This window comes from Spirillospora sp. NPDC047418, assembly GCF_040643275.1.
Lineage (GTDB): Bacteria > Actinomycetota > Actinomycetes > Streptosporangiales > Streptosporangiaceae > Spirillospora.
In genome coordinates, this window is record NZ_JBEYTW010000004.1 from 147,261 (window position 1) to 171,197 (window position 23,937).

The 23,937-nt window shown below is 73.8% G+C and carries 20 protein-coding genes; 15 read left to right on the forward strand and 5 right to left on the reverse strand.

The genetic code is table 11. From position 1 onward, the window contains the following. Positions 1 to 8: 8 nt before the first annotated feature. From ABZ806_RS03880 to ABZ806_RS03930, 11 genes are all read left to right on the forward strand, one after another. Positions 9 to 551 (forward strand): (2Fe-2S)-binding protein, encoded by a 543-nt coding sequence (locus ABZ806_RS03880; RefSeq protein ID WP_500215126.1) that lies wholly within the window; start codon positions 9 to 11, stop codon positions 549 to 551. Then, complete coding sequence (locus tag ABZ806_RS03885; protein WP_500215127.1) at positions 551 to 1,936, forward strand: xanthine dehydrogenase family protein molybdopterin-binding subunit; 1,386 nt, start codon at positions 551 to 553, stop codon at positions 1,934 to 1,936. Before ABZ806_RS03880 ends, ABZ806_RS03885 begins: the two co-directional genes overlap by 1 nt. Continuing rightward, the gene (locus tag ABZ806_RS03890) at positions 1,933 to 2,955 is read left to right on the forward strand and encodes a xanthine dehydrogenase family protein molybdopterin-binding subunit (RefSeq protein WP_500215129.1); all 1,023 of its coding nucleotides are present in this window, start codon (positions 1,933 to 1,935) and stop codon (positions 2,953 to 2,955) included. The genes ABZ806_RS03885 and ABZ806_RS03890 overlap by 4 nt, the downstream gene beginning before the upstream one ends. Then, a complete protein-coding gene (locus tag ABZ806_RS03895) occupies positions 2,949 to 3,815 on the forward strand; it encodes an AAA family ATPase (protein WP_500215130.1) in 867 nt (288 codons plus the stop codon). Before ABZ806_RS03890 ends, ABZ806_RS03895 begins: the two co-directional genes overlap by 7 nt. Further along, on the forward strand, positions 3,802 to 5,007 hold the full coding sequence (locus ABZ806_RS03900; protein ID WP_500215132.1) for a vWA domain-containing protein: 1,206 nt from the start codon (positions 3,802 to 3,804) through the stop codon (positions 5,005 to 5,007). Before ABZ806_RS03895 ends, ABZ806_RS03900 begins: the two co-directional genes overlap by 14 nt. Beyond that, on the forward strand, positions 5,000 to 5,926 hold the full coding sequence (locus ABZ806_RS03905; protein ID WP_500215134.1) for an amidohydrolase family protein: 927 nt from the start codon (positions 5,000 to 5,002) through the stop codon (positions 5,924 to 5,926). The genes ABZ806_RS03900 and ABZ806_RS03905 overlap by 8 nt, the downstream gene beginning before the upstream one ends. Further along, entirely contained in the window at positions 5,919 to 7,022 is a 1,104-nt protein-coding gene (locus ABZ806_RS03910) for an XdhC family protein (protein WP_500215135.1), read from the forward strand. The genes ABZ806_RS03905 and ABZ806_RS03910 overlap by 8 nt, the downstream gene beginning before the upstream one ends. 45 nt (positions 7,023 to 7,067) lie before the next feature. Then, positions 7,068 to 7,913 carry a fumarylacetoacetate hydrolase family protein gene (locus tag ABZ806_RS03915; protein ID WP_500215136.1) on the forward strand — a complete coding sequence of 282 codons (846 nt, stop codon included), beginning with the start codon at positions 7,068 to 7,070 and terminating at the stop codon, positions 7,911 to 7,913. A 64-nt stretch (positions 7,914 to 7,977) separates the two neighbouring features. Then, positions 7,978 to 8,253, forward strand: a complete 276-nt coding sequence (locus ABZ806_RS03920) for a YciI family protein (protein WP_500215137.1) — start codon at positions 7,978 to 7,980, stop codon at positions 8,251 to 8,253. A 164-nt stretch (positions 8,254 to 8,417) separates the two neighbouring features. Beyond that, positions 8,418 to 10,070, forward strand: coding sequence for a SpoIIE family protein phosphatase (locus ABZ806_RS03925; RefSeq protein WP_500215138.1), 1,653 nt, complete (start codon positions 8,418 to 8,420; stop codon positions 10,068 to 10,070). Continuing rightward, entirely contained in the window at positions 10,067 to 11,101 is a 1,035-nt protein-coding gene (locus ABZ806_RS03930) for a cobalamin B12-binding domain-containing protein (RefSeq protein ID WP_500215139.1), read from the forward strand. Before ABZ806_RS03925 ends, ABZ806_RS03930 begins: the two co-directional genes overlap by 4 nt. On the opposite strand, the gene ABZ806_RS03935 is transcribed toward ABZ806_RS03930, so the two are convergent. The 3 genes from ABZ806_RS03935 to ABZ806_RS03945 form a co-directional block, all read right to left on the reverse strand. Beyond that, complete coding sequence (locus tag ABZ806_RS03935; RefSeq protein WP_500215140.1) at positions 11,089 to 13,224, reverse strand: serine/threonine-protein kinase; 2,136 nt, start codon at positions 13,222 to 13,224, stop codon at positions 11,089 to 11,091. The genes ABZ806_RS03930 and ABZ806_RS03935 overlap by 13 nt on opposite strands. Next, positions 13,221 to 15,302, reverse strand: coding sequence for a protein kinase domain-containing protein (locus tag ABZ806_RS03940; RefSeq protein WP_500215141.1), 2,082 nt, complete (start codon positions 15,300 to 15,302; stop codon positions 13,221 to 13,223). The genes ABZ806_RS03935 and ABZ806_RS03940 overlap by 4 nt, the downstream gene beginning before the upstream one ends. Positions 15,303 to 15,398: 96 nt before the next feature. Then, complete coding sequence (locus tag ABZ806_RS03945; protein ID WP_500215142.1) at positions 15,399 to 17,729, reverse strand: thiamine pyrophosphate-binding protein; 2,331 nt, start codon at positions 17,727 to 17,729, stop codon at positions 15,399 to 15,401. 129 nt (positions 17,730 to 17,858) lie between these two features. Between ABZ806_RS03945 and ABZ806_RS03950 the strand changes: the two genes are divergently transcribed. Further along, positions 17,859 to 18,356, forward strand: a complete 498-nt coding sequence (locus ABZ806_RS03950) for an Lrp/AsnC family transcriptional regulator (RefSeq protein WP_500215143.1) — start codon at positions 17,859 to 17,861, stop codon at positions 18,354 to 18,356. 6 nt (positions 18,357 to 18,362) lie between these two features. On the opposite strand, the gene nhaA is transcribed toward ABZ806_RS03950, so the two are convergent. Next, a complete protein-coding gene (gene nhaA, locus ABZ806_RS03955; protein WP_500215144.1) occupies positions 18,363 to 19,592 on the reverse strand; it encodes a Na+/H+ antiporter NhaA in 1,230 nt (409 codons plus the stop codon). Between the two features lie 292 nt (positions 19,593 to 19,884). Here nhaA and ABZ806_RS03960 point away from each other — a divergent pair, with 292 nt between their 5' ends. The 3 genes from ABZ806_RS03960 to ABZ806_RS03970 all read left to right on the forward strand — a co-directional run bounded on the left by ABZ806_RS03960 (position 19,885) and on the right by ABZ806_RS03970 (position 23,225). Beyond that, complete coding sequence (locus ABZ806_RS03960; RefSeq protein ID WP_500215146.1) at positions 19,885 to 20,562, forward strand: TetR/AcrR family transcriptional regulator; 678 nt, start codon at positions 19,885 to 19,887, stop codon at positions 20,560 to 20,562. 87 nt (positions 20,563 to 20,649) lie between these two features. Continuing rightward, positions 20,650 to 21,576 (forward strand): ABC transporter ATP-binding protein, encoded by a 927-nt coding sequence (locus ABZ806_RS03965; protein ID WP_500215147.1) that lies wholly within the window; start codon positions 20,650 to 20,652, stop codon positions 21,574 to 21,576. After that, positions 21,573 to 23,225, forward strand: a complete 1,653-nt coding sequence (locus tag ABZ806_RS03970) for an ABC transporter permease (protein ID WP_500215148.1) — start codon at positions 21,573 to 21,575, stop codon at positions 23,223 to 23,225. The genes ABZ806_RS03965 and ABZ806_RS03970 overlap by 4 nt, the downstream gene beginning before the upstream one ends. 40 nt (positions 23,226 to 23,265) lie before the next feature. Here ABZ806_RS03970 and ABZ806_RS03975 read toward each other — a convergent pair whose 3' ends face one another. Further along, positions 23,266 to 23,712, reverse strand: a complete 447-nt coding sequence (locus tag ABZ806_RS03975) for a CBS domain-containing protein (RefSeq protein ID WP_500215149.1) — start codon at positions 23,710 to 23,712, stop codon at positions 23,266 to 23,268. Positions 23,713 to 23,937 lie beyond the last annotated feature (225 nt).

Sequence of the window (23,937 nt, forward strand, 5' to 3'; positions counted from 1 at the left end):
GAGCCGCCATGACGGTCAAGATCGTGAATCTGAAGGTCAACGGCGTGGACAAGGCGCTGATGGCCGAGCCCGGGACGACCCTGCTCCTCGCCCTGCGCGAGCACCTCGGCCTGATGGGGGCCAAGCGCGGCTGCGCCCAGGGGGCGTGCGGATCGTGCACCGTGCTCCTCGACGGGAACCCCGTCGTGTCGTGCCTGGTCCCCGTCGCCACCGTCGACGGCGCCGAGGTGGGGACGGTCGAGGGGCTCGCCGACGGCCAGAAGCTCAGCGACGTCCAGCAGGCGTTCGTCGACGGGTTCGCCACCCAGTGCGGCTTCTGCACGCCGGGAATGATCATGTCGGCGGAGGCCCTGCTCGACCGGAACCCCGACCCGACCGACGACGAGATCGGCGAGGCGATCAGCGGCAACGTCTGCCGGTGCACCGGCTACGAGCCGATCGTCAGCGCCATCCGGGACGCCGCGGCGGCCCGGCGCCGCACGTCCGGCGGCGCCACGGCGACCACCGGCGCGTCCGCGAACACCACCGCGGGGCAGGAGGCACAGGTCTGATGGCGCGCATCAACCCGATCGACGAAGAGTTCTTCAAGGACGAGCGCAAGTCCGACTTCACCGTCATCGGAACCGCGGTCCAGCGGTCCGACGCCGTGGGGCACGTGACCGGCCGGACGGAGTTCTTCGAGGACCGGACCTTTCCGGACCTCGCCCACGTCAAGATGCACCGGTCCGTCCATCACCACGCCATCATCGACGACGTCGACTGCTCCGAGGCGCTGAAGGTCCCGGGAGTGCTCCGCGTCATCACCCACGAGGACGTCCCGGCCAACTGGTACACCGTGCTGCGGCTGATCGGCATCGAGCCCAACGACGAGCCCGTGCTCGCCGAGGACCGCGTCATCTACGCGGGCGAGCCGATCGTGGCCGTGGTGGCCGAGTCCGAGGCCGCCGCGATCGAGGGCGCCGGCCGGGTGAAGGTCCGCTACACCGAGTTGCCCGCGGTCTTCGACGTCGAGGAGGCGATGTCCCCGGACGCGCCGGTCATCAAGAAGGCCGGCACGAACTACTTCGTCTACGAGGGCCACCACGCCCGGCGCATCCGCTTCGGCGACGTCGAGGAGGGCTTCGCGCAGGCCGACCGCGTCTTCGAATGGCGCTACAGCTCGGCGCCGATCGAGCACGCGCCCACCGAGACCACCGGCTGCGTCGTCGTCCCGCAGGGCGGGGGCCGGCTCGTCATCCACACCAACACCCAGGCCGCGTTCTTCACCCTCGACAACACCGCGCTGATCCTCGACCGCCCGTTCACCGACCTGCGGGTCAAGGGCGGGACGGTCGGCGGCGGATTCGGCGGCAAGGTCGACGTCATGGTCGAACCGCTCGCCTGCATCGCGGCCACGCTGACCAACCGGCCCGTCAAGTTCGTCTACACGCGCGAGGAGGAGATGCAGGTGTCGTCGCCGCGGGCGGCGGAGCGCATCTACATCAAGGACGGCGTCATGGACGACGGCCGCATCGTCGCGCGCAAGATCATGCTCTATGTCGACGCCGGCGCCTACTCCCGCCACTCCCCGTACGGGACGACGAAGGCCGCCGCGCACCTGCCCGGCCCCTACACGATCCCGAACGTCTACGCGGACTGCCACTGCGTCTACACCAACCGGACGCCGTCGAGCGCGATGCGCGGATTCGGCGTCACCATCGCCGACTTCGCGATCGAGTCCCAGATGGACCGGATCGCCCGCGCGCTCGACATCGACCCGCTGCAGTTCCGGCTCAGGAACGCCTACCGGGACGGGGACGTGAAGGCGCACCGCAAGGTCGCCTCCGGCACCGCCCTCATCGAGGTGATCCAACGGGCGGCCGCCCTCGTCGGGCACGACCTCCCCGCGGAGTACCTGGCCATGTCCTCGTCCACCCCGGGAGAAGCCCGATCATGACCCTGCGCCACGGCCGCGGATACGCCTCCGTGAACTACCCCACCGGCATGAACCTCGGGGGAGACCCCTCCCAGGCCCTCGTCCACGCGACCACCACGGGGGGCTTCGTCGTCTCCCTCTCGTCGGTGGACCTCGGCCAGGGGCTCAAGACCGTCGCGGCCCAGTGCGCCGCGGAGACCCTCGGCATCCCGATGGGGAACGTCATCGTCGACACCGCGGACACCGACACCGGCCCGCACTGCATGGGCACTTTCGCCAGCCGCGGAACCCACCGCGTCGGCAACGCCGTCATCATGGCCGCCCGCGAGGCCCGGGAGGTGATGCTCCAGGTGGCGGCCGACGAGCTCGAGGTCGACGCCGGCGACCTGGAGACCGACGGCACCGGATACGTGCGCCTCAAGGGCAGCCCCGAGAAGAAGATCCATATCGAGGACGTCGCCATGGCGGCGCACTTCAAGCAGGGCAGGACCATCTCCGGCCGGGGCATCTTCCTCAAGGAGCGCAGCTACCCCGTCCCGGAGACCGGCGAGATGGACCCGGACTCCTGCCAGGCCCACGCCTGCACGGTCGCCGAGGTGGAGGTCGACGACGAGACCGGCGTGGTCACCGTCCTGACCCTGCACAACGCCTACGAGATCGGCCGGGCCCTCAACCCCGCGATGGCGACCCAGCAGGTCGAGGGCGGCGCCTGGATGGGGGTCTCGCACGCCGTCTTCGAGTCGACCGAGCCGTACTACCCCGCCTCGCGGGCGCACGGGCCCGTCGACTTCTGCGAGTACCTCATGCCCGGCCCCGCCGAGATCCCGGTGCAGACCAGCGTGATCCTCGAACGGCCGGCCTCCACCGGGCCGTTCGGCGCCAAGGGCATCGGGGAGATGACCGCCAACGCCCCGATCCCGGCGATCGCCAACGCGATCTTCGACGCCTGCGGCGTCCGGCTGACCACGATGCCCTTCACCCCCGAGTCGGTCCTGCGGGGGCTGGACGCGCTGCGCGCCGGAGGCCGGGGCCGATGCTGATCGACCGCGACTCGTTCAGCCGGGATCTGCGGGACCGGAGGTACTTCGCGGACGAGGGCCTGCTGACCGCCGTCCGGCTGGCGATGGGCCTCGGGCGCCCGCTGCTGCTGGAGGGGGAGCCGGGGGTCGGCAAGACGCAGGTCGCGCACGTCCTCGCCGAGGTCCTGGGACGTGAGTTCGTCCGGCTCCAGTGCTACGAGGGGATCGACGTCTCCCAGGCCCTGTACGAGTGGGACTACCCCAAGCAGCTGCTGAGCCTCCGGTCCGCCGAGGCCGGGGGCGCCTCGGCCGGCGACCTCTACACGCCCGAGTTCGTCCTCGAACGCCCGCTGCTCCGGTCGCTGCGGTCCGCCGCCGGCGCGGTCCTGCTCATCGACGAGATCGACCGGGCGGACAGCGAGTTCGAGGCGTTCCTCCTGGAGTACCTCGACGGCTTCCAGATCTCGATCCCCGAGATGGGCACCGTCTCCGCGGCCGTGCCGCCGGTGGTGGTCCTCACCTCCAACCGGACGCGCGAGCTGCACGACGCCCTCAAGCGCCGCTGCCTCTACCACTGGATACCGTTCCCCGAACCCGAGCGCGAGCGGATGATCGTGGAGGCGCAGGCTCCGGGGCTCAGCGCCAGGAGCGCGGCGCAGCTGGTGCGCTCGGTCAACATCATCCGCTCCCTGGGGCCGATGAAGCGCCCCGGCATCGCCGAGACCATCGCCTGGGCGCAGGGCTCCCTCGCCCTCGCGGACGAGGGCGTCGACTGGGCCGATGCCCAGCGGGCCTCCCTCGGGCTGGTGCTGAAGAACGAGGAGGACGGGGCCCTGATCGCGGCCCACGCCAGCGAGGTCTTCGCCGATGACGGCCGGTGACCCGGGCGCCGCGTCCGCCGGACCGGACGTCCGGCTGGTCGCGCGTGCGCAGGACCACCTCTTCCTGTTCCTGCGCGCGTTGCACGCGGAAGGCGTCAGCGTCCCCGCCAACAAGCAGCTCGACTTCCTGGCGGGCATCGAACTGCTCGCGCCGTCGACCCCCGGCCGGCTCTACTGGGTGGGCGCCACCACCCTCGTGAGCGCGGAGGCCGACCGGCACGTCTACGACGAGATCTTCCACCGCTTCTTCGGCACGGCCGCCGACGTGCCGGCAGTGGCCGACGACCCCGCCGACCAGCCGGAGGACGAGGAGGACCCGGACGACGAGTCGGCGGCCGCCGGCGGAGAGAACGAGGACGCCGATCTCGTCCTGGACCCCGCGGGAGGGGCCGGGCTCGAGGCGAGCCGGACGAGCCCCGAGGCCGCGCGGCACTTCGCCGCCACCGGACCCGGCGCCCGCGAGACCATGCGGCGGATCTGCCGCGAGCTGCCCGCGGCCGTCCCCACCGTCCGGTCCCGCCGGTCCCGCCCCAGCGGGCGCGGAACCCGCCTCGACCTGCGCGCGGTCTACCTCGCCTCCCGGCGCACGCGGGGCGAGTTCGTCCGGCTGCACTGGCGGCACCGGCCGCCCCGCCGGCGGCGCGTCCTGCTCCTCATCGACGTGTCCGGCTCGATGAAGCAGTACAGCCCGGACTACCTGCGGTTCGCGCACGCGGTGGTCGCCGCGTGCGAGCGGGCGGAGGTGTTCACGTTCGGGACGCGCCTCACCCGGGTGACCGCCGTCCTCCGGAACCCCGACGTGGACGCCGCCCTCTCCGCGCTGGCGCGGGTGGTCCTGGACGCCGACGGCGGCACCATGATCGGGAGCAGCCTGGAGACGTTCCTCGGCAACGCCCGCTTCGCGACGATGGCCAGGGGAGCGCTGGTCCTCGTCCTCTCCGACGGCCTCGAGCGCGGGGACTGCGCGGCCATGGCCGCCGCCACGCGGCGCCTCGCGCGGCTCGGCCACCGGCTGAGCTGGTGGTCCCCGCTCGCCTGCCACCCCGAATACCGTCCGCTGACCCGCGGGATGTCGCTCGTCCTCCCCGAACTCGACGCGCTCACCGGGGTCCAGGACCTCGACACGGCCCTCCTCGCGGTCCGCGCGAGGTTCGCCGCCGCCCCCAGGACCGGAAGGCAGGCCCATGTCTGAGAACCCGCTCTACTCGGGCGACATCGTCGACTCCCACCACCATGTCTGGCGGAAGGCGGACATGCCCTGGTTGTCCGGCCCGATGGTTCCGCGGATCTTCGGCCCGTACGAACCCATCCGGCGGGACTACCTGATCGAGGAGTACCGGGCCGACGCCGCCTCGGCCGGCATCGGCGCCTCGGTGTACGTCCAGCCGAACTGGCCGATGGACCGCGTCGTCGACGAGGTGCGCTGGATCGCGGAACTGCACGAGCGGACCGGCTGGCCGGCGGCCGTGGTCGGGTGCGCGGACCTGTTCTCCGCGGACGCGCCCGAGGTCATGCGGACCCAGCGGGAGCTCAGCCCGCTGGTGGTGGGCACCCGGCTCCAGCTGCACTGGCACGAGCGGCCGGAGTTCCGCTTCGCGGACGGCCCCGACCGCATGAAGGACCCGGTCTTCCGGCGCAACATCGCCGCGCTCGCGGAGCTGGGCTGGCTGTTCGAGCTCCAGGTCTTCGCCGGGCAGATGCACGACGCCGCGGCGCTCGTGGCGGACAACCCCGGCGTGCCGTTCGTGCTGGTGCACGCGGGGATGCTCACCGATCCCGGCGACCCGGCGACCGTCGCGCAATGGCGGGCGGGCATGCGGGAACTGGCCGCCTGCCCGAACGTCGTCGTCAAGCTGACCGGGCAGGGGACCTTCGTCCACCGGGTCGACGACGGCCTCCTCCGCTTCGTGGCGGACGAAGTGCTCGACGGGTTCGGATCGTCCCGGGCCATGTTCGGGACCAACCTGCCGGTCGAGCGGCTGTGGACGTCGGCCGCCGACCTGACCACCGCGTGGAGGCGTGCGCTGAGCCACCGGACCGGCGAGGAGCAGGCGGACGTCTTCTCCCGCACGGCCCGCCGGGTCTACGGGCTCGGAGACGCCGGTGCGTGACATCCTCGCCACGCTCCAGGACTGGACGGACCACGGCGGCGACTTCGCGATCGGGACGGTCGTGGGCACGTGGGGCTCGGCCCCCCGGCAGCCCGGCGCCTCCATGGCGGTACGGGCGGACGCCGAGGTCATCGGCAGCGTGTCCGGCGGCTGCGTCGAAGGCGCCGTCTACGAGGAGTGCCGCGAGGCGATCGAGACCGGGGAGCCGCGGCTGCGCCGGTACGGCGTCTCCGACGACGACGCGTTCGCGGTCGGCCTCACCTGCGGCGGAATCCTGGACGTCTTCATCCAGCCGGTGACCGCCGCACGCGCGGCGGCGATCGGCCGTGTCGCGGCCGCCGTGCAGGAACGCCGGCCGGTATGCGTCGCGACCGTGGTCGCTGGCCGCGGCGTCGGCCGCCACATCGTCGTCACCCCCGACGACGTGATCGGCGACCTCGGGGACGACCGGCTCACCGGCGCCGTGGCCGCCGACAGCCGGGGGCTGCTCGCGCGGGGCATCAGCACGACCGTCGACATGGGCGTGAACGGCGAACGCCGGATGGACGACCTGACCGTCTTCGTCGAGTCGTTCGCTCCGCCGCCGCGCCTCATCGTCTTCGGCGCGATCGACTTCGCCTCGGCGGTCGCCCGCATCGGCAAGTTCCTCGGCTACCACGTCGTCGTCTGCGACGCCCGCCCCGTCTTCGCGACGGCCACGCGCTTCCCGGAGGCCGACGAGATCGTCGTCGAGTGGCCGCACCGGTACCTGGAGCGGGCGGAGGTGGACGCCTCGACCTCGCTGTGCGTCCTCACCCACGACCCGAAGTTCGACGTCCCGCTGCTGGTGGCCGCGCTGCGGACGCCGGCCGCCTACATCGGGGCGATGGGCAGCCGCCGCACCCACGAGGACCGGCTCGGGCGCCTGGCGGAGGCGGGAGTCGCGCCCGAGGCGCTCGCCCGCCTGCGGTCGCCCATCGGGCTCGACCTGGGAGCGCGCACTCCCGAGGAGACCGCGGTCTCCATCGCCGCCGAGCTGATCGCGAACGCCTGGGGCGGTACCGGCCGGGCGCTCACGTCCACCACGGCACCCATCCATTCCCCCGCCACGACCTGACGACGACCTGACGACGACCTGACGACGATCAAGGAGAGAACGAGCATGGAACTCCTGCGACTGGGGCCGCCCGGCGCCGAGACGCCCGCGCTGCGAGCGGCCGGGAAGACCTATGACCTGAGCCCCGTCGCCGACGACATCGACCCCGCCTTCTTCGGCGCGGGCGGGGTCGGGAAGGCGCGCGACGCCCACCGCGCGGGGCGGCTCCGCGAGCTCGCCGGAGCCGCGGACCTGCGGGTCGGCGCCCCGGTGGCACGGCCGGGCGCCGTCCTGTGCATCGGCCAGAACTACGCGGCCCACGCCGCCGAGTCGGGAAGCGAGCCGCCGCGGGAGCCGATCCTCTTCTTCAAGCAGCCGAGCTGCCTGGCCGGCCCCCACGACGATGTGGTCCTGCCGCCCGGCAGCGTAAAGGCCGACTGGGAGGCCGAACTCGTGGTGGTCATCGGCGAGCGGGCCGACCGGCTCGCCTCGCCCTCGGACGCGCCCGCGGTCATCGCGGGCTACACGATCGGCAACGACGTGTCCGAGCGCGGCTGGCAGCTCGGGAAGGACGGCGGCCAGTGGTCGCAGGGCAAGTGCTTCCCGACCTTCGGCCCGATCGGCCCGTCCCTGGTCGTCGGCCCGGTCGACCCCACCGGTCTCGGGATCCGGTCCTGGGTCAACGGCGAGGCCCGGCAGGACTCCGTCACCAAGGACATGATCTTCGGCGTCGACCACCTCGTCTGGTACCTGTCGCAGGTGATGACGCTCTGTCCGGGCGACCTGGTCTTCACGGGCACCCCCGAGGGCGTCGCGCTCTCCGGGCGCTTCCCCTATCTCAAGGCCGGCGACGTCATCGAGATCGAGATCGACGGCCTCGGGCGCCAGCGCCAGCCGGTCACCGCGAGCTGACCGGCCGCACGACCCCCCGGGCCGGCAGGCCGCGGGACCAACCCGACACGAAGGGACAGGCCACATGGCCCACTTCATCCTGACCTACGGATACAACGACACTCCGCTGCGCGCGGAGCGCCGCCCCGAGCACCTGGAGCACCTCGGCAGGCTGGAGGCGGAGGGCTCGCTCCTGCTCGCCGGGCCGCTGGCCGACCTGAGCGGCGGCATCATCGTCCTCGCCGCCGACGACCTGGAGGCGGCGCGGGCCCTCGTCGAGCAGGACCCCTACACCCGGCTCGACGTGACCAGGGACCGAGAGCTGAAGGAGTGGAAGATCACCGCCGGGCTGGAGAGCTAGCCCGCCTCCGCACGCCGCCGCTGCCATGTCCCCGGCCCGGCCTGGGAGATCTCCCGTCTCCCGGGTACGGGGTGGGGAGACGAGCCGCCGTGGCCAGGGGACCGTTCTGGCGCGGCGGGGCTGGTGGGGGCATCGGGGAGAGCGATCCTTGCGGGGGCCATGGCGTGGCGGAACCGACTCAGGGCGAAGGCGGCGCGCGGGACGTGCTCGATGCGGTCCTGCGCTCCGCCCCCTGTGCGGTTCTGTCCGTCGACCCGGCCGGGGGCGTCGTCCAGGTCAATGACGCGGCGCGTCTGCTGCTGGGAGTACCGCCCGGCGGGTCGGCGGCCGCCGCCGTCCCGGAATGGCTGGCCCGTGCCCAGCGGTCGATCGGCGAACGGGCCGGCCGGGGAGGGGCGGATGCCGGACGCCCCCGCACGGGTCCGGCCGCGCGGGGGCCGGTCGGTGACCGCCTGGTCGAGGCCCACCCGGTGCGAGAGGACGCGCCGCCGCAGGACCCGGCGCCGACGGTCTGGTGGCTGGTCGACGTCACGGACCGGGAGCGCACCGCGTTCCTGATCGAGATGTCCGAGGAGCTTCCCCAGTCGCTCAACCTGGAGCGGTGCATGGAGGTGACGGCGCGGCTGGCCGCCCGGCACCTGGCCGACGCGGCGGTGGTGATCGTCCCGCGGTCCGCGCGGGGCCATCCCGTCGCCTGCGCCGGGCCGGGCGGGCGGGTCGACCACCGGGACCTGCCGATCGACCCGGCGGAGGTCGAGGGCCTGGCCGACGCGCTGCGGGGCTTCCCTCCGGTACCGCCGCGCTGGATCGATCCAGGAGCCGCTCCCGCCTGGCTCGCCCGCCTCGCGCCGGGACGGCCGGCGGCGATCGCGGTCATCTCGCTCCCCGGCCACGGGGTTCCGGCCGGGGCGCTGGTGCTGCTGCGCCTGTCGGGTCCGGAGGCGTTCTCGGCGGGGGAGGAGCCGACCGTCCGCCTCTTCGCCGGCCGGGCCGGCGCGATGCTGTCGGCCGCGCGCCTCTACGCCGAGCAGGCGTCCATCACCGCGACCCTGATGCGCGAGCTGCTGCCGCCCCGCGCGCACGAGCTGGACGGGGTGGAGCTGGCGGCGCGGTACCGGCCGTCCGGTGACGAGGACCTGGTCGGAGGCGACTTCTACGACGTGTTCCCCGCGGGCACGGCCGACCCGCGCGCCGAGTCCCTGGTGGTCCTGGGGGACGTGTGCGGCAAGGGCCTGGAGGCCGCGGTCCTGACCGGCAAGATCCGCACCACGCTGCGGGCGCTGCTGCCGATGGCGGGCGACCACCGGCGCGTCCTGGAACTGCTCAACGGGGCCCTGCTGCTGGACGACTCGACGAGGTTCGTCACGCTGGTGCTGGCCTCGGCCCGCCGGGAGGGCGCGCGGGTGCGGCTGCGGCTGACCAGCGCCGGCCACCCCGCCCCGCTGATCGTCCGGGCCGGCGGCGCGGTCGAGGCGGCGCGGACCGGCGGCTCGCTGATCGGCGTCCTCGACGAGATCGACTCGGCGACCGCGGAGGTCGCGCTCGACCCCGGAGACACCTGCCTGCTGTACACCGACGGCATCACCGAGGCCGTCGGCGGGCCGCTGGGCGATGAGATGTTCGGCGACGAGCGGCTGTGCGCCGCGTTGGCCGGGTGCGGCGGCATGCCCCCGGAGGCACTGGTGGAGCGGGTGCACATGCTCGCCGCCGAATGGGTCGGGGCGGGCCGGCACGACGACATGGCGGTGATCGCGATCAGCGCCCCCGGGCGCGGCCGGGCCGGCGCCGCCCGGGAACCGGAAGGGGGACCGGCATGACACGCGACGCGCTCTGGGCGGCCGTCATCACCGGGGACGAGTACGCCGCCGCCGACATCGCGCTGGCGGCCCTGGACGACGGGACGGATCCCGAGGACCTGCTGATGGACGTCATCGCCCCCCTGCAGGCCCGGGTCGGGCGGGAGTGGGCGGCCAACCGGATCACCGTCGCGCAGGAGCACAGCGCCACCGCCGTCAACGAGCGCGTGATCGGCGCGGTCGCGCACCATCCGGCCGTCCGGCGGCGGCGGGCCGCGACCGCGCAGCGGCCCGGCCGGATCGCGGTGGCCTGCATCGACGGCGAGTGGCACGCCCTGCCCGCCCGGCTCCTGGCCGAGGTGCTGCGGCTGCGCGGCTGGCGGGTCGACTACCTCGGCGCCCAGGTCCCGACCCCGCACCTGATCTCCCATCTGCACCGGACCGGCCCGGCCGTGGTGGCGCTGTCGTCCTCGATCGCCACCCGGCTCCCGGCCGCGCACGCGGCCATCACCGCGTGCCAGTCGACCGGCACCCCGGTCATGGCCGGCGGCGCCGCCTACGGCCCCGACGGCCGCTACGCCGCGCTGCTGGGCGCGGACGCGTGGGAGCCCGACGCCCGTGCCGCCGCCGACCGGCTGGCACGCGGCCCGCTGCCCGCGCCGCGTCCGCACCGGGTCGTCGACGACCTGCCGCACCTGGCCGACCAGACCTACGCCCATGTCACCCGGACGTCGCCCCGGCTGGTCCGGCACGTGCTGGAGGGGTTGCGGTCGCGTATCCCGGCGATGGCCGGCTACACGGATGAGCAGCGGGACCGGACGGCCGAGGACGTCTCCCACATCGTCGAGTTCTTCAGCACCGCCCTGTACCTGGACGACCCCGGGCTGTTCACCGGATTCATGGCGTGGACCATCGACATCCTCGCCGCCCGCGACGTCCCCGCCCAGTTCCTCCTGCCCGTGCTCGACCTGCTCGCCGAGCAGCTCACCGACTATCCGCGCGCCACGGAACTGCTGTCACGCGCCCGCGCCGTGGTGGCTCAGCCGAGGTGAAAGGCCAGCAGTGCGTTGCCGCGCGCGGCGGCGAGGACGGATCCGTTGGTGCTGAATTCCCATTTCTTGGTGGAGGCGAGAGCCGTGATGGGGTAGTTCCAGACGATCTGCCCTGTCTTGGCGTCCCACGCGTAGAGTCCCGAGCCCGCGGTGCCCGCCACGCCGATGCAGATCAGCCCGCCGGCCGCGGCCAGTGGCTCGGCGTTGGACGCGGGGGTGCCAGCGGACCAGAGACGCTTGCCGGTGCGGGCGTCCAGGGCGACAAGATGTGGAGGATCCAGTATGTAGGCGCGTCCTCCGTTGAGGAGGAGGCCGTGGCCGCCGGGTGAGGCCGGCGTGTAGGTCCACCGCTGTCGGCCGGTGGCCGCGTCCAGGGCGTAGACGGTCGGCCCGTCCATGTAGACCAGTCCATTGGCCACGGTCGCGTTGAGCGAGAGCGCGTCCTTGTCGTCGGGGTCCCTCGCGGCGTTGGGAAGCTCGGCGCTCCAGACCTTCTTGCCGGTGTCGACCGACAGCGCGTCGAGAGTGGTGCGGGCGGGGCTGCTGAAGATCAGGTCACCCGTGCCGGGCACCATGAGCATCGTCTCGCGCGGAATGGACCACCGGACCGCACCCGTCGCGATGTCGAGCGCGACGTGCCGGCTCCAGCCCTCGTCCCTGGCCGCCCCGCCGACGAGGGTGCGGCCCTGGACGCCGTAGAGAACCGTGTACGACGCCTCCGCCCACCGGCGGATCCAGAGCCGGCGGCCGGTGGCGGGGTCCAGGCCGGTGATCGTCCGGTCCCCGCTGAGAGCCAGCGGCCCGTCGGCCGAGATCCTGAGCTCGGGGTACCGGTATTTCTCCGGTGCCTTGTAGGTCCACGCGACCTTCTGGGACTCGTCCATCGCGACCACCGTGCCGCTGGAGCCGGCCGTCGTGTAGATCAGCGCCCGTCCGGTGGCCGCCCGGCCGGATCGGGACCAGAGCCGCCGTCCGGTGGCCAGCGAGTAGCAGCGGACCTCGTCCTCGAAGACCCCGCGGGCGACCGAGACGACGGATCGGGGCAGGACGTCGAGGGTGATGTCGTCCTCGGCTTCGATCGTGGTCCGCCACAGCGGCTTCGGCGGGGCGAGCCGGTGTCCCCTCCCGTCCCGGGTCGCGGCCAGCGCCGCGGCGGTTCCGCCGCCGATGGCGGCGAGTCCGGCGGCGGCGGCCCCGCCGGCGAGCAGCCGCCGCCGGGTGCGGGCCCTGGCGAGGGTCCGCAGATCCAGGACGAGGGTGTCCTCCCGCTGCCGCAGCTCCTCGCCCATGTCGCCGGGAAGCCAGCCGGGCGCGACCGGCGGGGCGGCCAGCAGCGCCGGCAGCAGCGCCGCGGGCGGACGCCGGCCGGGATCCCGGCTGAGGCAGGCGGTCACCAGCTGGGCCAGCGAGGCCGGCACGCCGTGCAGGTCGGGTTCCCCGTGCAGGGTCCGGTGGATGACCGCGGGGACCGCGCCCCTGCCGAACGGCGGGCGGCCGGTGGCGGCGAAGGCCAGCACGGCGCCGTAGGCGAACACGTCGGCGGCCGGCGTGAGCCGCGTTCCGCGGATCTGCTCGGGGGACATGTAGCCGGGGGAGCCGATGAACTGGCCCTCCGCGGTGAGCGTGGCGGTGTCCGCGGCCTTGCTGATGCCGAAGTCGATGACCTTGGGGCCGTCCTTGGCGAGCAGGATGTTGGCCGGTTTGAGGTCGCGGTGCAGCAGGCCCGCCCCGTGGATCGCGGTCAGGGCCTCGCCCAGTCCGGCGCCGAGGGTGCGCAGCAGCGGCTCGGGCATGGGCCCGTACCGTTCGATCGTCTCCTTCAGGTCGAGGCCGTTGACGTAGGCGATCGCCAGCCACGGGACGGCGCCGTCGGGTTCGGCCTCGACGACCGGGCCGGTGAACGCGCCGCCGACCTTCTGCGCGGCCTCGACCTCGCCCCGGAACCTGGCGCGGAAGTCACGGTCTCCGGCGAGCTCGGGCCGCACGACCTTGACGGCCACCGCCCGTCCCGCCGGGGATGCGCCCAGGTAGACCACCCCCATGCCGCCCTCGCCCAGACGCCGCAGCAGGCGGTACCGCCCGATGCGCTCAGGGTCGCCGGGCTCCAGCGCCGCCCCCGTCATCCCGCCGCCTGGAAGCGGTAGAGCCGCTCGTGGTCGGTCGCGAAGACCGACGAACCGGACACCGCGACCTCCCAGCCGCGCTGCGTTTCCGTCGGCCCCCGGTGTGCCCACAGCGCCCGGCCATCGGTCCCGGCGACGAGGACGCCCCTGGACGGGCCCGCCGGGTCGCCGAAGGCGGCCGCGACGAGCCCGCCGTCCGCCGCGATGTGCCCCGGGTCGTCGTCGAACGGTTCCGGGCCGGCCAGCGTCCATCTGGGGGCGCCGGTCGCCTGGTCGTAGGCCTGGAGGACCTCCCTTTTGAAGACCGCGTTGGCGCCTGCGGGAGTGACGGTGCCGAACCGCTCGCCGGTGTCCCGCGACCACACGGGCCTGCCGGTGGCGGCGTCGACCGCCTGGAGGGTGTCGCCGAAGTTGCCGAACACCCGCCCGCCGGCGACCGCGATGTCCAGGCTCGCCCCGTCCCGGGTGCCGCCGCTCGCGGGCCAGGAGCGGATCCAGCGCTCGCGGCCCGTGTCGGGGTCGAGGGCGGTGAGGGAGGGGTCGGTGCTGAGATAGAGGCCGGTCCGGTCCACGGTTCCGGAGAACGGACCCTGGCCGGGGAGGTGCCACCGGATCTCGCCGCTGGTCAGGTCCAGCGCCCAGACGTCCCTCCTCGAACGCACCAGGAGCGTGTCGCCGACCACGCCGAGGACGGACGAGGTGGAGACGCCGCGGGGCGTGGGAAGGTTCGTGGTCCTGCCGGTCGGGGCGTCGACCAAGGTGATCAGCTGATCCTCGAAGTCGCCGACCACGCCGCCGAGGACGACGAACGTCGGTCCGCGGGCGGCATTGCCCGAGTACACGGCGTTGGCCTTGTCCTTCGTCCACAGTTGCCGCCCCGAGCCGGCGTCCACCCCGTACATCTCCTGCGAGCCGCCCCACAGCACGACACCGCCCGACACCAGCAGCATCGACGACCCCTCGAAAGGCCGGGGCGGGGTGAACGTCCAGGCCGGCGGGGGCGCCGCGGCGAGTGCGGTCGCGCGCGGAGCGGGCTTGGCGGGCTTGGAGTTCCCGCGGGTCATCGCCCAGCCCGCCGTCCCCGCGCCGATGCCGGCCACGGCGATCGCGGCGGTCAGTCCGAGGATCCGGCGCCGTCCGACCCTGCCCGCCCCCGCCTCATCGACCCGCGGCGGCGGAGGGGGCGCCGTGACCGGTTCCGACGCGGCCCTGTTCGCCTCGGCCTCCCTGGCCGCCACCTCCCGGCGCAGCGCGGGCGAGTTCAGCGCCCGGGGATCGACGGGGGTCAGCGCGGCGAGCACGGACTCCAGCGAGGGGCGTCCGGACGGCTCCTTGGCCAGGCAGGCGGCCAGCAGTTCGCGCAGTGACGCGGGCACGGCGTCCAGGCACGGCTCCTCGTACATGACCTCGTAGAGCACCGCGGCCGAGTCCCGCTCACCGAACGGCTTGGCCCCCGTGGCCGCGTAGACCAGCACGCCCGCCAGCGAGAACACGTCCGCCGCGGGTTCGGCGTCCCTGCCTTCGGCGATCTGCTCGGGAGCCATGTAGGCCAGCGTGCCGATCATGGCGCCGGTGCCGGTGAGCTGCGTGGCGTCGGCGGCCTTGGCGATCCCGAAGTCGATGATCCTGGGGCCGTCCTCGGCCAGCAGGATGTTGCCGGGCTTGAGATCGCGGTGCACCAGGCCGACCCCGTGGATCGCCTGCAGCGCTTCCGCCAGCCCCGCGCCCAGCGCCCGGACCGCGGGCTCCGGCAGCGCACCGGCGCTCGCGACGGCCTCGCCCAGCGTGGGCGCGGGCACGTAGGCGGCGGCGAACCAGGGCTGCGGCGCGCCGGCGTCGGAGTCCAGCACCGGGGCCGTGTAGAGCCCGCTCACCCTGCCCGCCGCGGCGACCTCGCGGCGGAACCGCTCCCGGAAGGCCGCACCGTCGGCGAACTCCCGCCTGATGAGCTTGACCGCGGCCAGCCGGCCGCCCGGCGAACGGGCGAGGTAGACGACCCCCATCCCGCCCGCACCGAGCCTCGCGAGGACCCGGTACGGGCCGACCGACGCAGGGTCCCCCGGCTGCAGCGGCCGCACGCCCACCTCCCCTTCAAATGAACACCTATATCTATTCAATCAAAGGGAACGCACACGACCCGCCGCCGCCCGAACCGGCGGTGCCCGAACCGAGCGTCAGCCGTCGGCCAGGTCGAGTCCGGCGCGGACGATGGCGTCGGCGTCGAGGCCGTGATGGCGGTACACGTCCTCGATGGACCCCGACTGGCCGAACCGGGTGACGCCCAGCGAGGTGGTCGGCACCCGGTTGATCGTCGCCAGGAACGCCAGCGTGTGCGGATGGCCGTCCAGCACGGTGACCAGCGGGGCGGCCCGGTGGGCGGGGAAGAGGCGGTCGAGGATCCAGCTCGGCGCCTCCTCGTGGCCCTGGCGGGCGCGCACCGCGCTCATGAGCAGGCCGGGGCTGGTCACGCACACCACGTCGGCGTCGACACCGTCGCCGGCCAGCCGGTCCGCCGCGATCAGGGCCTCGGGCACCACCGCGCCCATCGCCGCGATGGTGACCGCGGGAGACTCGGTTCGCCGCAGGAGGTAGCCGCCCGCGACCGCCTGCGCCCGGCGCCGTTCGCGGGCCGCCGGATCCCGGGGCACGCCGGCGAGCGACTGGTCCACCGGCCGGGTGGACAGGCGCAGGTACGCCGAGCAGCCGTCCGGCCGCCCCAGCCGGGCCATGGACGCGAGCAGCGTCCATTCGACGTCGATGGCGAACGCCGGCTCGTACGAGACGCAGCCCGGCTGCTCGATGCCCAGCGACGGGGTGGTGATCGACTGGTGCGCGCCGCCCTCCGGCGCCAGGCTCACGCCGGACGGCGTCCCCACGAGGATCGACTGGCCGCCCGCGTAGATGCCGAACGACCACGGCTCCGCCGCGCGCTGCACGAACGGGTCGTACAGCACGCCGATCGGCAGCAGCGGCTCGCCCCACCGGCTCCAGGTGGTGCCGAGCTCCCCGATCAGCCCGACCAGGTTGGTCTCCGCGATGCCCAGCTCGATGTGCTGCCCGGTGGGCCGCTCGCGCCAGTGCAGGATCGTCTCGGAGTCGTCGGCGAACCAGTTGGGGCGTTCCCGCGCCGACCAGACGCCCACCTTGTTGACCCAGCCGCCCAGGTTGGTGCTGGAGCTGACGTCCGGGCTCACCGTCACCACCCTGCGGGCGATCTCGGGTGCCGAGCGGGTGAGGTCCATCAGCACGCGGCCCAGCGCCGCCTGGGTCGTCGCCGTTCCGGTCGGGGTGCGGCCGAAGTCGCGAGGAGGGGCCGGCGCCTTGGTCGCCCGGACGTCGGGGCGGCGCAGCCGGCGCGCCGTCTCGGCGCACAGCAGCCCCGCCGCGCTGTCCGGGTCGAACCGCGCCCAGGGACGGGCCGGGTCGGCGCCGACCTCGGCCGCCAGCTCCGCCATCTGGGCGGCGGTCAGCAGCGAGGAATGGTTCTGCGGGTGGCCGTGGGTGGGCAGCCCGTAGCCCTTCACGGTGTAGGCGAAGATGACCGTGGGCCGGTCGTCGTCGATGGCGGAGTAGGCGCGGTCCAGGGCCGCCAGGTCATGCCCGCCCAGGCCGGCGATGGCGGCGGCCAGGGTGGCGTCGTCCAGCCCGCTGATCAGTGCGGCGATCCGCTCGCGCCCCGGACCGGGGCCGGGGAGGCGCTCGCGCAGCTCGCCGGGCCCGCAGCGCAGCAGCCGCTGGTACTCGGGGTTGGGCATCCGGTCGATGCGCTCGCGCAGCGCGTCCCCGCCGGGCCGGACGAACAGATCCTCCAGCAGGTCCCCGTACTTCACGGTCAGCACCTGCCACCCGGCCGCGGCGAACATCCCGCGCAACCGGTCGGCGGCGATGTCCGGGATCACCCGGTCCAGCGACTGGCGGTTCAGGTCGACGATCCAGACGATCTCCCCGAGCTCGCGCACGCCGGGTTCCAGGATCGCCTCCCAGACCGCGCCCTCGTCCAGTTCCGCGTCGCCCACCAGCGAGTACTGCCGGCCCGTCCCGGCGCCGCCGAACGCGTGGCCGACGTAGCGGCGGGCCAGCGCGCCCCAGATCGGGGCGGTGGCGCCGATCCCCACCGAGCCGGTCGAGTAGTCCACCGGATCGGGGTCCTTGGTGCGGCTCGGGTAGCTCTGCAGCCCGCCGAACGCCCGCAGCGTCGGCAGGTGGGACTCATCGAGCCCGCCGAGCAGGTAGTTGATCGCGTGCAGCACCGGGGAGGCGTGCGGTTTCACCGACACCCGGTCCCGCGGCCCCAGGTGGCCGAACCACAGCGCGGTCATGATCGACACGATGGACGCCGACGAGGCCTGGTGGCCGCCGACCTTGAGGCCGGACGGGTTCGGGCGCACCCGGTTGGCCTCGTGGACCATCGAGCTCGCCAGCCACAGCACCCGGCGCTCGATCTCCCGCAACGTGCCCCCGGCGGGCCGCCGCGCGGCGACCGGCACGCTCGTCATCTGTTCCATCGGTGTTCTCCTGACCGTGCATACGACTGCCAGAAGCAGAACATGAAGGTCACTGATGCACAATGTGTGCGGTAGATCTTGAGCAGAATGCACGCTCGTGCGGCGTCCCCCAGGTGGAAAGTGAGCATCATGCGAAGCGAGGACCGCGTCGACCAGACCGACGCGCGGCTGCTGATGGCCCTGAACGACACGCCGCGGGCCACCATGATCGCGCTGGCGGAGCGGACCGGGCTGTCGCGCAACACGGTGCAGGCCAGGCTCGCGCGCCTGGAGGAGGGCGCGGCGCTGCGGCCGTTCGAGCACCGGATCTCGGCGGCGGCCCTGGGCTACCGGCTGACGGCGTTCATCACCGTCCAGGTCGCCCAGCGCAGGCTGGACGAGGTGGCCTCCTCGCTGGCCGACATCCCGGAGATCCTCCAGGTGCAGGGCGTCAGCGGCTCCACCGACCTGTTCGTCCAGAGCGTCGCGGCCGACGCCGACGACCTCTACCGGATCGCCGGGGAGATCCTCGCGGTCCCGGGCGTCGAGCGCACCAACACGTCCCTGGTCATGCGCGAGCTGGTGGAGTACCGCATCACTCCGCTGCTCCGCCGGGCGATGGGGGACGCGGGCCCCGAGGCCGGCTGAACCCGCTCAACGTCCGGGGCCCGGTGACAGCCGGTGGACGCGGCCGCGGCGGCGCAGCAGGACGACCGCGACCACCGAGGCCAGCAGCGAGGCGGCCAGGACGGCGGTGGAGGCGATCTCGGCGGTGGCCGCGTCCGGGGTGGCGAGCTGGGAGACCAGGAGGCTGACGGTGTAGCCGATCGCGCCCAGCATCGCGACCGGGAAGACGTCGCCCCAGCCGACCCCGCTGGGCAGCGTCCCGATGCCCAGCCGCACGGCCGCCCAGGTGCCGCCGAAGACGCCGAGGAACTTGCCGGCGAGCAGGCCGAAGAAGACGCCCTGGGCGAGCGGGTCGGTCAGGGCGTCGCCGAACGCCCCGATCGAGATGCCCGCCGCCGCGAGCGCGAACAGCGGGACGACGAGCCCGGCCGAGAGCGGGTGCAGCCGGTGTTCGAGCCGCGAGCCGGCGCTCTCCTTCTCGCCGCCGATCGGGGCGGCCGGGGTGAGCAGGCCGAGGGCGATGCCCGCGACGGTGGCGTGGACGCCGGTGCCGTGGACGCAGATCCAGACCGCGACGGCGAGCGGCACCATGATCCACGGTGCGGTGATGCGGCGGCGGTGCAGCCACCAGTACAGGGCGCACAGCAGCACCGCGAGGACGAGGTAGACCAGGTTGATGCCGGAGGTGAACAGAACGGCGATGAGCGCGATGGCGCCCAGGTCGTCGATGACGGCCATCGACAGCAGCAGCACGCGGACGCCGGGCGGCAGGCCCGCGCCGGCGAGGGCCAGGATGCCCAGCGCGAACGCGATGTCGGTGGCGACGGGGATGGCCCAGGCGCCGCCTTCGGCGGCGGCTCCGCGCGACACCGCCAGGGCGATGACGGCCGGGACGACCATCCCGCCGCCGGCCGCGAAGAGCGGCAGCGCCGCCGCCCGCCATCCGGCCAGTTCCCCGACCGTCAGCTCGCGCTTGACCTCGACCCCGGCGACGAAGAAGAAGATCGCCAGCAGTGCGTCCGACGCCCAGTGCGCCAGCGTCAGGTGCAGGTGCAGCCAGTCCGGACCGAGCCCGGCCTCCGCACCCCAGACCTGCTGGTAGGCGCCGGGGGCCGCGTTCGCCCAGATGAGGGCCACCGCCGTGGCCAGGAGCAGGAGCCGTCCACCGGTCGTCTCCTGGCGGAGGAAGTCGCCGAGGGTGGCGGCCGCGCCGCGGTCGTCGGGACGGCGGGACAGGCCGGAGGAAGGCGGGTGCACGGTACTCCACTCTGCGGGGTCGTCGAAAGGACCGCCGACCAGACTTCCCGGCACACCTGACGTCCAGACTATCCGCTCAGTGTCCGCTTCCGCCCTGCGGGCACCCCCCGAACCAGGGCACCCACCCGTCCGCGCCGCGGCGACGGCGGACGCCCGGACGCGCCCGGCGACCTGACCGGCGGGGCTCGGCAAGAGGTATTACAGGGGAAACCGAGGCCTTTCCCTATTTCCCCGAACCTGTTTTTCGCGCGTCCCCTTGCTGATCATTGAACGAGCGTTTAGCGTGGTCTCCGTGGGAACGCGGAGCGCGTATTCGGAAGGTGACGGCGGCCTTGGCGCCGACGCCCGCATCCGGGACGCCGCGATCGACCGGTTCGCCAGGGACGGCTTCACCGCCGGCCTGCGGTCCATCGCCGAGGACGCGGCCGTGTCCCCGGGGCTCGTCGTGCACTACTTCGGCTCCAAGCGGGGCCTGCGGCGGGCGTGCGACGAGCACGTGCGCGAGGTGATCGCCACCGAGAAGCGCGCGGCCACGACCGACGGCAGCGGCGCCCGGCTCCTCGCGCGGCTGGCCGGGGTCGAGCGGTTCGCCCCCATCACCCTGTACGTGGTGCGGTCGCTGCGCGAGGGCGGTGACCTGGCCGCCGAACTGTTCGAGGACATGATCGGCGACGCGACGCACTATCTGGAGGCGGGCGTGGCGGCCGGGGTGATCCGGCCGAGCCGCGACCCGGCCGCGCGGGCACGGGTGCTGGCCTACCAGGCGATGGGCTCCCTGCTGATGTGGTGCACGCTGCACCCCGAGCACGCCGAACCGGCGTCCTTCGGCAAGGCGCTGCGCGCCTACGTTGAGGAGGTGACCGCCCCCATGCTGGAGATGTTCACCGAGGGGCTCTACACCGACCGTTCGCTCCTGGAGGAGTACCTCCTGTACGTCCCCGACCCGCCCGGCGGCGGGTCGCGAGACTGACGCGCCACGCCATTTCACCGCCTCCTCGAGGCGGGCCGCCGGCCATGCCCGGCATTCCCTTCCCTGCTTTTCAGCGAGGGCTGAACGATGACCCCTGCCATCGAGATCGACGACCTGCGCAAATCCTTCGGGAAAGTGAAGGCGCTGGACGGGCTCGACCTGTCCGTCGAGACCGGTCACGTCCACGGGTTCCTCGGGCCGAACGGCGCCGGGAAATCCACCACGATCCGCATCCTGCTCGGCGTGCTGCGCGCCGACGGCGGGCGCGCCCGGCTGCTCGGCGGCGACCCCTGGGCCGAGGCGGTGGAGCTGCACCGCCGCCTCGCCTACGTCCCCGGCGACGTGGAGCTGTGGCCCACCCTGACCGGCGGCGAGGCGATCGACCTGTTCGCCCGGCTGCGCGGCGGCACCGACCCGGCCCGCCGCGACGAGCTGTGCGAGCGGTTCGACCTGGACCCCACCAAGAAGGGCCGCGCCTACTCCAAGGGCAACCGGCAGAAGGTCGCGCTGGTGGCCGCGCTGGCCGGCGACGTCGACCTGCTGCTGCTCGACGAGCCGACCGCCGGGCTCGACCCGCTGATGGAGGCCGTCTTCCAGGAGTGCATCCGCGAGGCCCGCGAGGCCGGCCGGACGGTCCTGCTGTCCAGCCACATCCTCGCGCAGGTGGAGGCCCTCGCCGACCGGGTCTCCATCATCCGCGGCGGGCGGATCGTGGAGACCGGCACACTGACCGAGCTACGGCACCTGACCCGCACCACCGTCACCGCGACCACCGACCGGGACGCCCGTGCCCTCGCCGAGCTGCCCGGCGTCCACGACCTGCGCACGGAGAACGGGCGGCTCCGCTTCGACGTGGACGGCGATCACCTGGCCGCCGCCGTCGCCCGCCTCGGCGAACTGGACGTCCGGGCCCTCACCGCGCACCCGCCGACCCTGGAGCAACTGCTGCTGCGCCACTACGGCGACGAGCTCACCCGCACCGGCGACGGCGCGGCCGCGGGGAGGACGCCATGACCGCCACGACCCTCCCCGCACCCGTCCGCGCCGCATCCAGGGGAGCGCTGGCGGGCACCGGAGCGCTGCTGCGGTTCATGCTGCGCCGCGACCGTGTCCGGTTCCCCGCCTGGACGCTCGGCATGGCATTGCTGATGGGCTACTTCGTCACCGCGCTGGACTCCGTCTACACCACGACCGAGCAACTGGAGTCGGTCAGCGCGTTCTCCACCAGCCCTGCCGGAGCGCTCTTCGCCGGACCCGGCTACGGCTACGACGCCATCACGCTGGAACGGTTCCTCTCGGGCCAGTACGGGCTGTACATCATGCTCGGCGCGGCGCTGATGGCGCTGCTGACCGTCACCCGGCACACCCGCGCCGAGGAGCGCTCGGGGCGCGCCGAACTGGTCCGCGCGAACGTCGCCGGACGTTCCGCGCAGCTCACCGCCGCGCTGATCCTCACCGCGCTGATGTGCGCCACCGTCGCGGTCCTGGTCACCGCGATCATGCTCGCCGCCGGGTACGCCGCCGCCGGGTCGGCCTTGTTCGGGGCGTCCGCCGGGGCCGCCGGCCTGGTGTTCGCCGGCATCGCCGCGACCGCCGTGCAGGTGTTCACGTTTCCTCGCGCCGCGTCCGGGCTCACCGGAGCGGTCCTCGGCGCCGCGTTCGTCCTGCGGGGCATCGGCGACATGGCGGCCGTCCAGGACAGCGGCCCCTCCTGGCTGTCATGGCTGTCCCCGCTCGGCTGGTCGCAGCAGACCGCACCCTACGTGCTCGACCGCTGGTGGCCGCTGGCCCTCTCACTGGCCTGCGCCGCCGCGGCCGCCGCCGCCGGATACCGCCTGTCCGGCCGCCGCGACCTGGACGCGGGGCTCGTCCCGCCGCGGCCGGGTCCGCCCCGCGCCGCCGCCCGGCTCCGCACCGCGCCCGCCCTGGCCTTCCGCCTCCAGCGCGCCCCGATCACCGGCTGGAGCGTCGCGCTCCTGGTCGCCGGCGCGGCCTACGGCGCGTTCGCCCAGCCGATGGCCGACGGGCTGGACGACGCCCCGGAAGACCTGATCGCCGTCATGGGCGGAGGCGATGACCTGGTCGCCGGCTACCTCGGCGTCATCGGCCTGACCACGGCGTTCACGGTCGCCGTGTTCGCGATCCTGGCCGTGCAGGCGGTACGGGCCGAGGAGTCGGCCGGACGCACCGAACCCGTCCTCGCGACCGCCGTCAGCCGCGCCGGCTGGCTCGGCGGCAACCTGGCCGCCACCGCGATCGCCGTCCCGTGGCTGCTGTTCCTCGCGGGCCTGGGCACCGGTGCGGCCGCCGCCATCGGTACCGGCGACGCCGCGCTCCTGTGGAAGACGACTCTGGGGCATATCGCCCACACGCCGGCCGTGTGGCTGCTCCTGGCCGCCGCCGGCCTGCTGTACGGGGCGCTGCCCCGTGCGCTGCCGATCGTCTGGGCGGTCCTCGGCTACGGCGTCGTCGCCGGGTTCTTCGCCCCCGTCCTCGACATCCCCGGCGGCGCGGCCGACCTCTCGCCGTTCGCGCACACCGGCGAATACCCGCGCGAAGACGTGAGCGCCGCGGCGGTCGCAATCCTGGCCCTCCTGGCCGCGGCCCTCACAGTCCTCGCGCTGCGGACGTTCCGCCGCCGAGACCTCACGACCACGGCATGACACCGCATCCGCCCGCCCCGCTCTGCGCGGCGGGCGGGTGTCATGCGGCGAGCAGCCTGTCGAGCAGCGCGCCCCAGCTCACCGCCCCCAGCACACCGCCGTCATCGGCGACCACGGCCACGATCGGGCACCCCGTGCTGGTCATCGACGCCGCCGCCTCCAGCACCGTGGCGTCCGGACCCACCACCGCCGACCTGCGGCGGCCGCGCGGCAGGCAGTCCCGCATCGACCGGTCGGCGCACTCGGTCAGGAAGCCGTCGGCATGCCCCTCGTCGATGACGCGCGCCAGTGCCGCCCGCTCGCCCACGTACGGCGGAACCACCATCCGCAGCACCTCGGTCACCGGGAGCACCGCCACGAGGCGGCTCCGGTCGTCCACCACGACCAGCCCCGGAACCCTCCGCCGCCACATCGCCCGTACCGCGCTCAGGACCGGATCGTCCAGCCCGACGACCGGGACCTCGTCAGCAAGCTCACGCACCAGCACCGGAACCTCCGCCGCACGCTTCCCCAAGGTCGGACGACATCAGAGGCCGACCAGGCTTCCCGGCACTCCGCCCGCCACTGTAAGCGCGCCGACCCGGACTGCCAACCTGCCTATGACGGATGGTCGCCCACGGTTCGAGGCCCGTCCACACGCGAATCGTCCGGCCCGCTGATAATGGATCTCCGCAAGGGCGCGATATCGGGCCACGCACCCGGACGTGCGTCA